This window comes from Actinomadura sp. KC216, assembly GCF_004348535.1.
Taxonomy (GTDB): Bacteria; Actinomycetota; Actinomycetes; order Streptosporangiales; family Streptosporangiaceae; genus Spirillospora.
Genome location: NZ_SMJX01000206.1, coordinates 1 through 14,846, shown reverse-complemented (window position 1 = coordinate 14,846; position 14,846 = coordinate 1). Strand labels below are relative to the sequence as shown.

The window sequence follows — 14,846 nt, the reverse complement described above, 5'->3', positions numbered from 1 at the left end:
GCGGGACCGGAACGGTCACCGGGGCCGGGGCCGGGGAGTCGGCCCGAGGCCGGGCCGGTGCCGGGGTGTCCCGGGACGTGGCGTTCGGGTCGCCGCCGGCCGGGACGGCGGGCGGCGCCGCCCACGTCTGGCCCAGCTCGGAGGTCACGTCCGCCTCGCCCGCGCCGCCGACCAGGGCGAGCAGCAGGTCGCGGGCGCTCGGCCGCTGCGCGGGATCCTTGCGCAGCGCCGACCGGACGAGCCCGGCCAGCGACGCCGGCAGGTCGCCGATCTCCGGCTCGGCGTGCACGGCGCGCGCCGCCAGGATCTGGAACGAGCCCTGACCGAACGGGTTCCGGCCGCTCGCCGCGTACGCGACCAGGCAGCCCCACGCGAACACGTCCACCGCCGGGGTGACGTTCTGCGTCGTGATCTGCTCGGGCGCGATCCAGCCCGGGGTGCCGACGACCACGCCGGTGCGGGTGTGCGACGACGCCACGTCCAGCGCCCGGGCGATCCCGAAGTCGATCACGCGGGGGCCGGACATGGACAGCAGCACGTTGCTCGGCTTGAGGTCGCGGTGCACCAGCCCCGCGCTGTGGATCGCGACCAGCGCGGCGGCCACGCCGACCGCGACGCCGTGCAGCATGCCGGGCGACAGCGCGCCCTTCTCCGCGACGTGGTCGAGCAGCGACGGGCCGTCGATGTACTCGGTGACCATGTAGGCGAGGCCGAGGTCCTCGCCGTGCTCCAGGACCTGCGCGGTGCAGAACGACGCGACGCGCTGCGCGTTGGCGGCCTCGTCGTGGAAGCGCGCGAGGAACGTCGCGTCGCCCGCCAGCGCCTGCCGCACGACCTTGACCGCGACCGGCCGCTCGTCCGGGCCGCGGCCGAGGTACACCGCGCCCATCCCGCCCTCGCCGATCTTGGCCTCGATGCGGTACCGGCCGATCCGCGTGGGATCATCCGGGCGCAGCTCCCGCAGCGAGGTCGCGTCCATGGAGATCACCTTCCGCCCCCATGAGCCGCGTCTTGGCGACCGCACACACGGCGGCACGCGGCCCCAACGATCCATACGATGACAGAGGACGGGTCCAGGTTCTAGCGGGTCGCGACGCGCCGCACGTCAGTGGAAGTTGCGGGCGCGGACGCGACCGGGTACGGGCAGCCGCCGCAGCCGCGTCGCACGGACGTTCGCGACGCCGTCCGCGCGCTCCAGCCGCCCGCTGACCAGCAGCGCCTGCGAGTCGACGGCGAGCCCGCGGTGCCGCCGGAACACCTGCGGCGGGCACACCACGTTGATGATGCCCGTCTCGTCCTCCAGCGTCATGAACACGATGCCGCCCGCGGTCGGGGGCCGCTGCCGGTGCGTGACGAGCCCGGCGACGACGACGTTCGTCTCGCCCGGCGTCGCGGCGAGGCGGGCCGACGACAGCGCGCCGAGCTCGTCGAGCGCCTCCCGGACGTGCGCGACCGGATGGGTGTGGGACACGCCGGTGGCCCACAGGTCGGCGAGCGTCTCCTCGATCGGCGTCATCGCGGGCAGCGGCGGGGCGGCCGCGCCCGGCGTCACGCCCTCCAGCTGGCCGGGGCCGGACCCGGCCAGCGCGCCCGCCGCCCACAGCGCCTCCCGCCGCGACAGCCCGAACCGGTCGAACGCGCCCGCCGTCGCGAGCGCCTCCAGCGCCCCGGCCGACAGCGGCACGCGCCGCGCGAGGTCCTCCATGCTCGTGTAGGGGCGTCCCGCGGCGATGGCCTCCGCCGGCCCGTCGCCCAGGTTGCGGATCCCGGCGAAGCCGAGCCTGATCGCGGGCTGCGGCTCGGACGGCGCGTGCGGATGGTCGGAGTCGACCTCGACGGCCTCCTCAAGCGTCGGGTGGACGTCGCTGGCGTTGATGTCCACGCCCCTGACCACGACGCCGTGCCGCCGCGCGTCGGCCAGGAGGCTCTGCGGGGAGTAGAAGCCCATCGGCTGGTTCCGCACCAGCGCGGCGGTGAACGCGCCCGGGTAGTGCCGCTTCAGCCAGGAGCTCGCGTACACCAGGTGCGCGAAGCTCTGCGCGTGCGACTCCGGGAACCCGAACCCGGTGAAGCCGAGGATCTTCTCGTACACGCTCTCGGCGATGTCGGCGGGGATGCCGCGCTCGGCCATGCCGTCCAGCAGCCGCGCCTTCAGCCGCTCGACGCGCTCGGGCGCGCGTTTGGCGCCCATCGCCTGCCGGAGCCGGTCGGACTCGGCGGGCGTGAACCCGGCGCAGTCGACGGCGAGCTGCATCATCTGCTCCTGGAACAGCGGGACGCCGAGCGTCCGCGACAAGGCGGGCTCCATCAGCGGATGCGGGCAGGTGGCGGGTTCCAGGCCCTTGCGGCGCCGCAGGTACGGATGGACGGACCCGCCCTGGATCGGCCCCGGCCTGATCAGCGCCACCTCCACCACCAGGTCGTAGAACACGCGGGGCCGCAGCCGCGGCAGCGTCGCCATCTGCGCCCGCGACTCGACCTGGAACACCCCGACCGTGTCGGCGTCGCACAGCATGTCGTAGACCAGGCCGTCCTCCGGCGGGATCGACTGGAGGTCGAGGCGGCGGCCGTGGTGCTCCTCGACCAGGTCGAAGCAGTCGTGCAGCGCCGCGAGCATGCCGAGGCCGAGGAGGTCGAACTTCACCAGCCCGGCGGCGGCGCAGTCGTCCTTGTCCCACTGCAGGACGCTCCGGTCCGGCATCGTCGCCCACTCGATCGGGCATATCTCCCCGACCGGGCGGTCCGCGATCACCATGCCGCCGGAGTGGATGCCGAGATGCCGGGGGAGCCGCTGCATCCGGTCCGCCAGCTCCAGCACCGGGCCCGGGATGTCGGACTCCGCGCGGACCGGGTCGCGCGGGTCGATGCCCTTGGACCAGGCGTCCTGCTGGCCGGGGGAGAAGCCGAGCGCGCGGGCCGCGTCCCGGACGGCCATGCGCGGCCGGTAGCTGATGACGTTCGCGACCTGCGCCGTGCACTCCCGCCCGTACTTGCGGTACACGTACTGGATGGCCTCCTCGCGGCGGCGGTGCTCGATGTCGAGGTCGATGTCGGGCGGGCCGTCGCGCCCGGGGGACAGGAACCGCTCGAACAGCAGCCCGTGCCGGACGGCGTCGACGCCGGTGATGCCGAGCGCGTAGCAGACCGCCGAGTTGGCCGCCGACCCCCGCCCCTGGCACAGGATGCGCTTCTCGCGGCAGAACTCGACGATGTCGTGGACGATCAGGAAGTAGCCGGGGAAGCGGAGCTCCTCGATGACGTCCAGCTCCCTGGCGATCTGCGCGTACGCGCCGGGCACCCGCTCCCGCTCCGGCGGCCCGTACCGCTTCAGCGCGCCCTCGGCGACGAGGTGCCGCAGCCAGCTCGCCTCGGTGTGGCCGTCCGGGACGGGCCAGTCCGGCAGGCGGGGCGCGACGACGTCGAAGTCGAACCGGCATTCCTCCGCGAGCGCGACCGTCCGCTCGCGGACGCCGGGGAACCGCGCCAGCCGCCGCGCCATCTCCGCGCCGCCGCGGATGTGCGCGGTGCCGCCCGCGGGGAGCCAGCCGACCATGTCGTCCAGGCTGCGGCGGGCCCGGACGGCGGCCAGCGCCTGCGCGAGCCGCGCGTCCGCTCCGGGCGCCGCGAAGTGCACGTTGTTGGACGCCACCACGTCCACGCCGACCCGGCGGGCCAGCTCGAACAGGGCGTCGTTGCGGTGGTCGTCGTCGGGCTGGTCGTGGTCGATCAGCTCGGCGAAGACGTTCTCGCGTCCGAACATGGCCACGAGGTTCCGCAGCTCGCGCTCGGCGGCGTCCGGGCCGCCCGCCTCCAGCGCCGCCGGGACCGGCCCCTTCCGGCACCCGGTCAGCACCGCCCAGTGCCCGCCGTGCGCGGCGGCGAGGGCCTCCAGTTCGTAGACGGGACGGCCCTTCTGCCCGCCCGCGAGCTGCGCGGCCGTGATCGCCGAGCAGAGCCGCGCGTAGCCGGGGGCGCCGCGCGCGAGGACCAGCAGATGCCGCCCGGCCGGGTCGGGCTCGCCGGTCTGCGGGCCGGGCAGGCCCAGGCTCAGCTCGGCGCCGAACACCGTCCCGATGCCGGAGCCGCTCGCCGCCTGCGCGAACTGCACCGCCCCGTACATGCCGTCGTGGTCGGTGATCGCCATCGTCTCCACGCCGAGCCGCGCCGCCTCCCGGATGAGCGAGGCCGGGTCGCTGGCGCCGTCCAGGAAGCTGAACGACGAGTGGCAGTGCAGCTCGGCCCACGCCACGTCCGCCTCGGCGAGCCGGGGGAGGCGAGGCGGCTCGGGCGGCTCGTCCTTGCGCTGCGGCTTGGACGGGCGCCACGACAGGCGCTCCTCGAACTCGCTCCACGGGATCGGCGGGTTGTGCCAGTTAGTCATAGACGGCCTCGATGTGCCAGCGCCCGCCCTCGACGGCGAGGAGGTAGGCGGCGCCGTCGTCCGTGGTGACCTGGAACCTGGCGCGGCGGCGGGAGCGGCCGGGGTCCCACCAGCGCTCGTCGGCGGGCCACGGGCCCGTCCACCCGGTGATCGCGGCGGGGCGCCCCCGCACCGCGAGCACGGCGGGCGGCGCGGACACCTCGCAGCGCGCCGACACCACCACCGGCTCCCCGGCGGCGTCGGCCACCTCGACATCGGGCGGCGCCGCGAGCACGACCGCCGGGGCGGGACCCGTCACCCGCCCCGGCCAGGGGCCTTCGGGCACGTCGGCGGGCGGCAGGTCGCCGATCGGCACGCGCACGACCCGCTCGCCCGGCCCGCGCCCGCCGACGAGCACCGGACGCGTGATCCCGTGATGGCCGAGCAGGGCCTGGATGCGGTCGGCGGCCCGCGCGATCCGGTCGGTGACCGACGTCCGGCCCCACAGCCCCTCCTGGCGGCCCTCGTCCGGGACGAGCTGGTCGGGCGCCAGCTCCAGCCACGCCACCCCGCCCCACACCTGCTCGGAATCGCTCGCCTGCCAGGCGGACAGCTGCCAGCGCACCCGCTCGGCCACCGCCAGCGCCGACAGGCCGTCGTGCCGCCACAGGCGGCGCAGCACATGCCCGTCCGCGAACCCGGCCGCGACCTCCAGCCGGACGCACGCGAGCCCGCCCGCCGCGAGCGCCTCGTGCAACTCGCCCGCCAGCCGCTTCGCCGCGAACACCACCCGCTCGGACTGCTCGGCCGGCGGGTCGAAGTCGGCGCGCACCGTCAGGTCTTCCGCGCCCTTCACCGGCGCGAGCGGGCGCGGCTCCTCGCCCCTCGCCAGCCGGTGCGCCAGCGCGCCGTCCGCGCCGAACCGCCCCGCGACGTGCCCGGACGGCAGCGCCGCGAAGTCGCCGAGCGTCTTGATCCCGAGCCGCCGCAGCAGGTCGGCCAGCTCCGGCCGGTCCAGGACCGACAGCGGATACGGGGCGAGGAACGCCGCCGCGCCGCCCTCCGGCACCACCACGCCGCCCTGCCCGGCGCGCGCGGCCAGCTCCGCGGCGAACAGGCCGTCCGCGACTCCGGAGCCGCAGTCGTGCCCGGCCTCGACGACCGCGTCCTGGACGAGCACGCGCAGCGCCTCCTCGCCCCCGTAGAACCGGGCCGGGCCGCGCGCCGGGATCGCGCACAGCCCCGGCCGCACCACCTCCACCCGGGGCGTCAGCGCCGCGACCGCCTCCACGACCGCCTCGAACAGCCGTCCCTCGGCGTCGAGGTCGCGTTCCCGGACCACCAGGTCGGGGCAGCGGCGCTGCGCGTCGCGGAGCCGCTGCCCGCGCCGCACGCCCTCGGCCCGCGCCGCCGCCGTGCAGGCCGCGACCTGCCCCTGGACGGCCACGGCCCCGGCGGTGGCGGCGTCCACCCCCACCGCCGTGGCGGGCCAGTCCGGGCACCACACGACCAGCACCCGGCTCATGCGGGCCTCCTGTGGGGGGCGACCCCCCACACCCTTCCGTTCGCTCCGCTCATGCGGGCCTCCTGTGGGGGGGCGACCCCCCACACCCCCCGGTTCGCTCCGCTCATGCGATGGCCTGTTCCACGGGCGGCGGGACGAGTTCCAGCGGCGGCCGGACCGTCTCGTCCGGCGCGACCGTGCCGTCGGCGGCGGGCAGCCAGAGACGAGCACGGCGGCCAGGGCCCGGTGCGTCACGTCCCTCGGCGACGATCTCGGCACGGCGGCCGGTGAGCCGCCCGTGCCCATCGGCGAGCCCCTCCCAGGCGACGTCGTCCAGCCGGAGGCGGAGCCGGGTGCCGGGCCAGTCACGGGCGAACGCGCCGGTCAGCGTGAGGACGCAGCCGTGCTTGCGCGCCAGCGCGGACAGCCGCCGCACGGCGGCCGGACCGGGACGCTCCGGCGGGCACAGCAGGATCAGGTCGACGGCCTCGGCGAGCGCGGCGACCACGTCGGGCCAGCGGTCGCCGGGGTCGTCGACCAAGAGGAGGCGCTCGGGGGCCGCGCCCATCCCCGCGGCGGCGACGACGCCGAAGCCGGGGACGCCGACGACGGCGCACCAGCCGCCCGTCCCGTCCGCCCCGCCGTGCCGGGACACGCCCGCGACGAGCGCGAGGCCGAGCGACGCGGCGCCGGGCCCGTCCAGGCCCACGACCGAGCCGGGGCGCAGCCCGCCGCCGGGCAGCACCGGGCGCAGCGCGGGCAGCACGGGCACCGAGTCCCGGGGTGCCGTTTCCAGCGCCGTCTCCAGCTCCCGCAGCGCTGCCTCCGGCACGCTCGTCCCTCCTCTCACCCCTCCGCACTAATCTCGAACACAGGTTCGACTGATGTCAAGTCATCGCAGGTCACGGAGCAGAACCGGGAGTGCGGAACGCCCGATGGCATCGGCGTTTGTTCGATTTTGCGGGCATCATGGGCGGTATGACCGGCGACGTGCGGACCATCGAATGGACGGGCGACGGGCTCCGGCTGCTGGACCAGACGCTGCTGCCCGCGCGGGTCGAGTACACGGCGGTCCGCGACGTCGACGCGCTCGTGGACGCGATCCGGCGGCTCGTCGTGCGCGGGGCGCCCGCGCTGGGCGTGGCGGGCGCGTTCGGCGTCGCGATCGCAGTCCGGCAGGCCGCCCGCGAAGGCTGGGACGGCGCCCGGCGCGACGCGGCGATCGCCCGCGTCCGCGAGGCCCGTCCGACGGCGGTGAACCTGGCCGCCGGTGTCGACCGCGTGCTGCCGTTCGTCGCCGAGGGCGTGGACGCCGTCGTGGCGGAGGCGCAGGCCGTCCTGGACGAGGACGTCCGCGGCAACCACGCCATCGGGGCCTTCGGCGCCGACTGGATCCTTGGCCGGGTGGGCGACCGGCCGCTCCGCGTCCTCACGCACTGCAACGCCGGAGCGCTCGCGACGGCCGGGTGGGGCACGGCGCTCGGCGTCGTCCGGGAGCTGCACGGGCGGGGCCGCGTCGAGCTCGTCTACGCCGACGAGACGCGCCCGCTGCTGCAGGGCGCGCGGCTCACCGCGTGGGAGCTCGACCAGGCCGGGATTCCGTGCGTCGTCCAGGCGGACGCAGCGGCGCCGAGCACGGTCCTGCGCGGTCTCGCGGACGTCGCCGTCATCGGCGCGGACCGGATCGCCGCCAACGGCGACACCGCCAACAAGATCGGCTCGGTCGGGGTCGCGCTGGCGTGCGCGGCGGCCGGGATCCCGCTGGTCGTGGCCGCGCCGTGGAGCACCGTCGACCTGGCCGTCCCGGACGGTGCCGCGATCCCCATCGAGGAACGCCCCGCCGAGGAGGTCCTGGCCTGGGGCGGCACGAGGACCGCCCCGGGCGGGGTGGGCGCGTTCAACCCCGCGTTCGACGTCACCCCCGCCCGTCTCGTGACCGCGCTGGTCACCGAGACGGGCGTGCTGGAGGTGTCCGCGGGCACGACCCCGGGCTCGGCGGGCGCGGCCCCGCCGGCCGGGTCCGCGCGGTCAGCCGCCTCCGCGCGGCGATAGCGTGCGGGTCGCGGCGCGCAGGCTGCGGTACAGCCGGGCCTCGTACTCCTTCGCGGCCGCGACGTCCTCGTCGACGAACAGCGCGTCGTACAGCGCGGGGAGCCGCTGCGTGGCGTAGCCGGTGTCGAGGCCGGGCGCGTAGACCTGGTGCTTGTACCACGGGCGTCCGGGCAGGCCAGCGTCCGTCAGCAGGTCGCGCTCGGTCTGCATGATCTTGGCGTTCAGCCTGCGGAACGCGTCCGTGTCGCCGTCGCGCAGTGCTTCCTTCGCGCGCGCCTGCAACGCCTGAGCGGCCTCCTGCCACGCCTTGGCCTGCTTCACGCTGCGGGACACGTCCACGACCACCGACCCCAGCCGCTTGCGCTGCTCCTCGGCGAAGTCGGCGAGGTACTGCGCCGTCTCCGCCGCGTAGGGCCGGTACCCGAGCGCGACGACGTCGGCGTTGGCGAGCCGCAGCGCCGCGATGCCGGTCAGCCGCGACATCGCCGTGTGGTACTCCCAGGTCGGGTCGCCGAAGTTGGACATCCAGTAGTAGTCGTCGCATGCGCAGTGGTACTGGCCGGAGCTGCCGGGCGTGGACGAGCCCAGGTCCATGGCCGGGACGCCGTACCGCTGGAAGAACGCCTGGAAGTCGGAGCCGCCGCCGATGCGGTCGATCGGCGTCTCGCCGTCGTTCTGCTTCTTCCACGCCTCGTACAGGGTGCCGTCCGTACCCGGCCACCGGACTTCCTTGGTGGCGTCGATGACGGACTGGTCCAGGGCCGGGGTCGTCGCCGGGCCGAAGTGCGAGCCTCCGGCGCCGTCCATGTTCACGTAGGCGACCGCGTTGCGGAGCTGCCCGGCCCGCTGCTCGGCGTACTCGGTGGACCCGAACAGGCCGTACTCCTCACCGTCCCAGGTGGCGAGGACGATGGTGCGCTTGGGCCGCCACCCCTTCTTCAGGAGCGCGCCCAGACCGCGCCCTATCTGGAGCACGTTCTCGGTACCGGAGAGGTTGTCGCTGCTTCCGTACGTCCAGGAGTCGTGGTGGGCGCCCACGATGACCTCCTGCTCGGGATGCTCGCTGCCGGGGACGCGCACGATCACGTCCCACAGCGGACGCACCTCGAAGGTGTTCTCCAGGTCCAGGTGGACCTTCGTCCCGCCCGGCCCGAACCGGTACGGGAACGGCAGGCCGCCCTGCCATTCCTTCGGGACCTCCGCGCCCTTCAGCGCGCGCAGCAGCGGCTCGGCCGCGCCGTAGGAGATCGGCGTCGTCGGGACGAGGCCCTTCAGCATCGGCGCCTCCGACGGCGGGATCCGGTGCGCGCCCTTCACCGCGGGCCAGCCGGGCGTCTGCGGGTCCCCGGCGGCGAGCTGGATCTGCGCGATGCTGCCGCGCTGGATGCCGTCCGGCGCCCGCCACGGCCCCTTCGGGTACACCTCGCCCTTGGTGAAGCCGTCGTCGGCGGGGTCGGAGTAGATGAGGACGCCCTTGGCGCCGTGCTTCGCCGCCTCGCGCGGCTTGACGCCGCGGAACACCGCCCCGTACCGGGCGAGGACGATCTTCCCCTCGACCGAGATGCCCCGCTTCTCCAGCAGCGCGAAGTCCTCCGGCCGCCCGTAGTTGGCGTAGACGACCTCGCCCCGGACGTCACCGGACGGCGACAGCCCGTTGTGCCCGGGGATGACGTCGTCGTAGTGCTTCTGCCAGGGCTGCTTCTTCTCCTTGACCGGCAGCGTCCGCCGGTCCGGCGCCGTCATCTCCACTTCCACGCGCTTCGGCATCGACAGGTAGGCGTAGTACGTCTTGATCTCGGGCTTGAGCCCGTACGACCTGAAGTGCTTGACGATGCGCTGGACGCGCCGCCAGTCGCCGCCGGTCGTGGCGAGCCCCGGCTCGCGCGACAGCTCGGCGTCCAGATCGCGCGCCACCTCCGGGGACGGGACGGAGCTGAACGCCTTCTCGTACTGCCGCTGCCATTTGGCGTTGGCCTCGGTGAATCCGGGGATCGGGCCGTTTCCGGCGACCGGCGCGGGCGCGGCGGTCGCGGGAAGCGCGGAGAGGGTGAGGGACAGGGACACGGCGGAGGCGGTCAGCGCCGCCAGAGCCTGGGTTCGGGAGCGGAACACCAGGGATACCTCCGAGTACGGTCGGTACGGGTGCGCCCGGACCGTACGCCGTGCCCGCCCCGAGTTCTAGATCGCCTGCCGGATCCGGCCATCCTGTCGGCGGGATCGGCCATCATGGTGACCGTGCCGACCTCCCCGACGCCGAACGCCGCGCCGCGTCCGGCGGAGCTTGACGCTGTCTTGGAAAGGATCACCTACGCCAACGAGGACACCGGCTACACCGTCGCCCGCGTCGCGACCGCCAAGAGCGGGAGCGACCTGCTGACCGTCGTCGGGGCGCTGCTCGGCGCGCAGGTGGGGGAGAGCCTGCGCCTCGTCGGGCGGTGGCGCTCGCACCCCAAGTACGGCAAGCAGTTCGAGGTCGACTCCTACACGACCGTCCTTCCGGCGACGATCCAGGGCATCCGCCGCTACCTCGGCTCCGGCATGATCAAGGGGATCGGGCCGGTGATGGCCGACCGGATGGTCGGCCACTTCGGCACCGACATCCTCCGGATCATCGAGGAGGAGCCGGAGCGGCTCGTCGAGGTCCCGGGCCTCGGCCCCAAGCGGACGAAGCGGATCGGCGAGGCGTGGGAGGAGCAGAAGGCCATCAAGGAGGTGATGGTCTTCCTGCAGGGCGTCGGGGTGTCGACGTCCCTGGCCGTCCGCATCTACAAGCAGTACGGCGACGCGTCGATCGAGACCGTCCGGAAGAGGCCGTACCAGCTCGCGTCCGACGTGTGGGGCATCGGGTTCAAGACCGCCGACACGATCGCGCAGGCCGTCGGCATCCCGCACGACAGCCCCGAGCGGATCAAGGCGGGCCTCCAGTACACGCTGTCGGAGGCCGCCGACGACGGCCACTGCTTCCTGCCGGAGCCGAACCTCGTCACGGCCGCGGAGAAGATCCTCGGCGTCGGGCGGGAGCTGATCGTCCCGGCGCTGGACGAGCTGGCCCGCGACGAGGGCGTCGTCCGGGAGCCGATCCCCGGCGAGGGCGAGGACGCCGCGACGATCCCCGCCGTCTACCTGGTGCCGTTCCACCGCGCCGAACGCTCCCTCGCCCGCGGCCTCCTGGAACTGCTCGACGCCCCGACCGACCGGCTCAAGGCGTTCGCCGACGTCGACTGGGGCAGGGCGCTGCCCTGGCTGCGGCAGCGCACCGGACAGGAGCTGGCCCCCGAGCAGGAGGAGGCGGTCAAGCTCGCGCTGACGTCCAAGGTGTCGGTGCTGACCGGCGGGCCCGGCTGCGGCAAGAGCTTCACCGTCCGGTCGGTGGTGGAGCTGGCCGCCGCGAAGAAGGCGAAGATCGTCCTGGTGGCGCCGACCGGGCGGGCCGCCAAGCGGCTCGCCGAGCTGACCGGGCACGAGGCGGCGACCGTCCACCGGCTCCTCCAGCTCCAGCCGGGCGGCGACCCCAAGTTCGACCAGGACAACCCCCTGGACGCCGACCTGGTCGTCGTCGACGAGTCGTCCATGGTCGACCTGATCCTCGCCAACAAGCTCGTCAAGGCGATCCCGCGCGGCGCGCACCTGCTGCTCGTCGGGGACGTCGACCAGCTCCCGTCCGTCGGCGCCGGGGAGGTGCTCGCCGACCTGCTCGGCGCCGAGGTGATCCCGCGCGTCCGGCTCACGAAGATCTTCCGGCAGGCGCAGCGGTCCGGCATCGTCGTCAACGCGCACCGCGTCAACTCCGGCGACCACCCGCAGACGCACGGCTTCCCCGACTTCTTCCTGTTCCCGTGCGAGGAGCAGGACGAGGCCGCCGAGCTGACCGTGGACGTCGTCGCCAACCGCGTCCCGCGCAGGTTCGGCCTCGACCCGCGCCGCGACGTCCAGGTCCTCACGCCGATGCACCGGGGCGCCGCCGGGGCCGGGGAGCTGAACGCGCGGCTCCAGGAGGCCCTCACCCCGCACGACGACGCGCGCCCCGAACGCCGCTACGGCGGGCGCGTCTTCCGCGTCGGCGACAAGGTCACCCAGCTCCGCAACAACTACGACAAGGGCGAGGCCGGGGTCTTCAACGGCACCGTCGGCGTCGTGACGTCGGTGTCGCTGGAGGAGCAGTCGCTGACCCTCCTCACCGACGAGGACGAGAGCGTCGACTACGCCTTCGACGAGCTGGACGAGCTCGCCCACGCCTACGCCATCACGATCCACCGCTCGCAGGGCAGCGAGTACCCGGCCGTCGTCATCCCGCTCACCACCGGCGCGTGGATGATGCTGCGCCGCAACCTCCTCTACACGGGGATCACCCGCGCGAAGAAGCTCGTCGTGCTGGTCGGGTCGCGCCGGGCGCTCGCCGCCGCCGTCCGCACGGCGGGCGCGGGCCGCCGCCACACCGCCCTCGCCCACCGCCTGTCTCAGCGGTAACGGGCCGGTCCAGCTGGTCAACGCTGAACACTCCTTGATCAACAGAATGAAATTTCACAGAACCGAAGTGTCGGTAGTAATCGTTGACATCGCTTTCGGGGGTGTTTTCACAATTGGGGGCCCGCCCGCCGGACGATCACCAGAGGAATGGACATGCCCCGACACGCTCCCGCGCCCGGACGATTCGCTCCCGCCTTCCGCCGCCCCGTCCTCGCCATGGCGGCGGCGGTCGCGGCCGGGCTCGTCGCCGTCGCGGCACCCGCCGCACCTGCGGCGGCCACGTCCGGGGACGGCCACTGCGAGGCGGGCTACGTGGGCCTGACCTACGACGACGGCCCCACCCCGGAGTACACCGAGCCGCTCCTTTCCGCCCTCCGCGAGAACGGCGTCCGGGCCACCTTGTTCAACATCGGCGAGAAGGCGGAGAAGAACAGGGAACTGGTCGAGGCCGAGAAGGAGGCCGGCATGTGGATCGCCAACCACAGCTGGTCGCATCCGAACCTGACGAAGCTCCCGGAGGACGAGATCCGCTCCCAGCTCGCCCGCACCCAGGACCTCCTGGAGGAGATCACCGGGACGGCGCCGACGCTGTTCCGGCCGCCGTTCGGCAGCACGGACGCCACGGTCAAGGGCGTCGCCGAGGGCCTCGGCATGACCCAGATCATCTGGGACGTCGACACCCGGGACTGGAGCGGCAAGTCGGCCGAGGAGATCGTCGAGGAGGCCGTCACCGTGCAGAGCGGCGAGATCATCCTCATGCACGACGGCTACCCCGCGACCATCGAGGCCATCCCGGCGATCGCCGAGAACCTGCGCGGCCGCGACCTGTGCCCCGGCATGATCTCGCCGACCACAGGCAAGGCGGTGAAGCCCGCGGACGATCCCGTCAGTCCTTGACGGAGAGGGCCACTAGGCGGAGGCCGGTGAAGGCGCCGGCGGTGACGCCGCGGACGCGCTCCGACCACACCAGGTGGTCGTGGCGGGACCACAGCGGAATCGCCGGCATGTCCCGCAGCATGGCGGTCTCGGCGAGCCGCGCCGGGATCACGCCGTCGTCCGCGGTGGCCGCGCGCTCCGCCTCGGCGACCAGGCCGGTCGTGTAGCCGTCGTCGAAGCCGGTCCCGGCCTCCAGCAGCGGCGCGAGCGCGGCGACGGGCGCGGGGTAGGCGGCGGTGGTGTGGACGACGAACGGGCCGTCCACCTTGCGGTCGTCCAGGGCCTCGGCCAGGCCGGTGACGGGGTGCGGGCGCGCGTCGAGCTCGAGTTCCTCGCGGAGCTGCCCGGCGACGGCCTTCACCCACGCGTCGTCGCCCCGGTTCGCCTCGTACCAGAGGTTCACCGGCCCGGTCAACCCGCCCGCGTCGGCCAGCGCGGCGACCGCGGCCTTCCCGTCGTGCAGGCACAGGCGGCACTGCCCCTCGCGGCGGCCGGGGAGGATGCCGGGCGCGACGAGCGCGTCCGCGGGCGAGTACTGGTGGCCGAGCGGGCCCTCGGTCACGGCGGAGCGGTCGATCGCCATGGACAGCGCCTGCCGGACGGTCGGGGACGCGAGCCGCTCCTCCCAGCCGGGGAACGCCAGGTAGGTCATGTCCCGTCCGGGGACGGCGAGGTGGCGGTCGCCGAAGTCGGCGTCCATCGACTCGTGCCGGTCGGCCGGGACCTGCGTGGCGACGTCGAGCTCACCGGCCTCGGCGGCGGCGTACTGGGCGCGCGCGTCCGGCAACTGCCTGACCACGACGGAACGCCCGCCCTTCACGGGCGCGAGAACGATCTCCCGCGCGTTCCGCGAGGCCAGCCGGAACGGGCCGTTGCCCACGGGCGCGCGGCCGTAGGACGCCCAGTCCCGCGAGGCGAGGACGCTCTCGGGCAGCGGGAAGAACGCGGGGTCGCCGAGCAGCGCCGGGAACCCGGCCAGCGGGCGGTCGAGCGTCACCTCGAACGTCCGGTCGTCCTTGACCGTGACGCCGGGGATGCCGTCCGCGCCCCGCTCGGCGCCCTTGACGCGGGCGACGCCGGTGAACAGCCGCGTCCCGGCCCAGCCCTCGCGCAGGACGGCCGTCCAGGCGTCGGTGAAGGAGCGGGACGTGACGGGCGACCCGTCCTGGAACCTCGCGCCGGGACGCAGCCGGATCGTCCACACCTTCCGGTCCGGGCTGGTGATCGACTCGGCGGCGGCGTTCGCGGGCGCCCCGGTCTTCGGGTCGTAGGCGACCAGGCCCGTCCACACCGCGTTCGCGATCATCAGGCCGGTCGCGTCGCGGACGTCGCCGGGCAGCAGCGTCGCCGGGGCCGCCGCGCCGACGGAGATCCGCGGGACGTCCGGGCCGCTCGCCGCGCGGAGCGCCGCGAGCGGGGCCAGCAGGACCACCACGGCCCCGGTGACCAGGGCCGCGGTGCGGGTGGAGCTCTTCACGGGCCTCTCCCGGGAGCCAGGGCGGGGACGGAGGGGAGGCTCCCACATCC

At 74.5% G+C, this 14,846-nt stretch carries 9 protein-coding genes; 3 read left to right on the top strand and 6 right to left on the bottom strand.

Going from position 1 to position 14,846, the window contains the following annotated elements; translation table 11 throughout:
* The 4 genes from E1264_RS28840 to E1264_RS28825 all read right to left on the bottom strand — a co-directional run.
* The coding region (locus E1264_RS28840) for a serine/threonine-protein kinase (protein ID WP_132178598.1) at positions 1-979 on the bottom strand (979 nt) is incomplete at its 3' end.
* 126 nt (positions 980-1,105) lie between these two features.
* Positions 1,106-4,381 carry an error-prone DNA polymerase gene (locus E1264_RS28835; RefSeq protein WP_132178597.1) on the bottom strand — a complete coding sequence of 1,092 codons (3,276 nt, stop codon included), beginning with the start codon at positions 4,379-4,381 and terminating at the stop codon, positions 1,106-1,108.
* Positions 4,374-5,885 carry a DNA polymerase Y family protein gene (locus E1264_RS28830; protein WP_132178596.1) on the bottom strand — a complete coding sequence of 504 codons (1,512 nt, stop codon included), beginning with the start codon at positions 5,883-5,885 and terminating at the stop codon, positions 4,374-4,376. Before E1264_RS28830 ends, E1264_RS28835 begins: the two co-directional genes overlap by 8 nt.
* A gap of 103 nt (positions 5,886-5,988) precedes the next feature.
* Positions 5,989-6,696, bottom strand: a complete 708-nt coding sequence (locus E1264_RS28825; protein ID WP_243711228.1) for a hypothetical protein — start codon at positions 6,694-6,696, stop codon at positions 5,989-5,991.
* 146 nt (positions 6,697-6,842) lie between these two features.
* Between E1264_RS28825 and mtnA the strand changes: the two genes are divergently transcribed.
* Positions 6,843-7,916, top strand: coding sequence for an S-methyl-5-thioribose-1-phosphate isomerase (mtnA, locus tag E1264_RS28820; RefSeq protein WP_132178595.1), 1,074 nt, complete (start codon positions 6,843-6,845; stop codon positions 7,914-7,916).
* On the opposite strand, the gene E1264_RS28815 is transcribed toward mtnA, so the two are convergent.
* Positions 7,893-10,028: a M28 family peptidase gene (locus tag E1264_RS28815; protein ID WP_132178594.1), complete on the bottom strand. Its 2,136-nt coding sequence runs from the start codon at positions 10,026-10,028 to the stop codon at positions 7,893-7,895. The genes mtnA and E1264_RS28815 overlap by 24 nt on opposite strands.
* Before the next feature lie 114 nt (positions 10,029-10,142).
* Between E1264_RS28815 and E1264_RS28810 the strand changes: the two genes are divergently transcribed.
* Both E1264_RS28810 and E1264_RS28805 read left to right on the top strand, forming a co-directional pair.
* Positions 10,143-12,383: an ATP-dependent RecD-like DNA helicase gene (locus tag E1264_RS28810; protein WP_132178593.1), complete on the top strand. Its 2,241-nt coding sequence runs from the start codon at positions 10,143-10,145 to the stop codon at positions 12,381-12,383.
* 153 nt (positions 12,384-12,536) lie between these two features.
* Positions 12,537-13,280: a polysaccharide deacetylase family protein gene (locus tag E1264_RS28805; protein ID WP_132178592.1), complete on the top strand. Its 744-nt coding sequence runs from the start codon at positions 12,537-12,539 to the stop codon at positions 13,278-13,280.
* Here E1264_RS28805 and E1264_RS28800 read toward each other — a convergent pair.
* Complete coding sequence (locus E1264_RS28800) at positions 13,270-14,796, bottom strand: ABC transporter substrate-binding protein (protein ID WP_165964431.1); 1,527 nt, start codon at positions 14,794-14,796, stop codon at positions 13,270-13,272. The genes E1264_RS28805 and E1264_RS28800 overlap by 11 nt on opposite strands.
* Positions 14,797-14,846: the final 50 nt, after the last annotated feature.

Excerpts from the sequence above, each read along its gene's own strand:
- E1264_RS28810 (WP_132178593.1), top strand. The coding sequence starts at position 10,143 with ATGGTGACCGTGCCGACCTCCCCGACGCCGAACGCCGCGCCGCGTCCG.
- mtnA (WP_132178595.1), top strand. The coding sequence starts at position 6,843 with ATGACCGGCGACGTGCGGACCATCGAATGGACGGGCGACGGGCTCCGG.
- E1264_RS28835 (WP_132178597.1), bottom strand. The coding sequence starts at position 4,381 with ATGACTAACTGGCACAACCCGCCGATCCCGTGGAGCGAGTTCGAGGAG.
- E1264_RS28805 (WP_132178592.1), top strand. The coding sequence starts at position 12,537 with ATGCCCCGACACGCTCCCGCGCCCGGACGATTCGCTCCCGCCTTCCGC.
- E1264_RS28830 (WP_132178596.1), bottom strand. The coding sequence starts at position 5,885 with ATGAGCCGGGTGCTGGTCGTGTGGTGCCCGGACTGGCCCGCCACGGCG.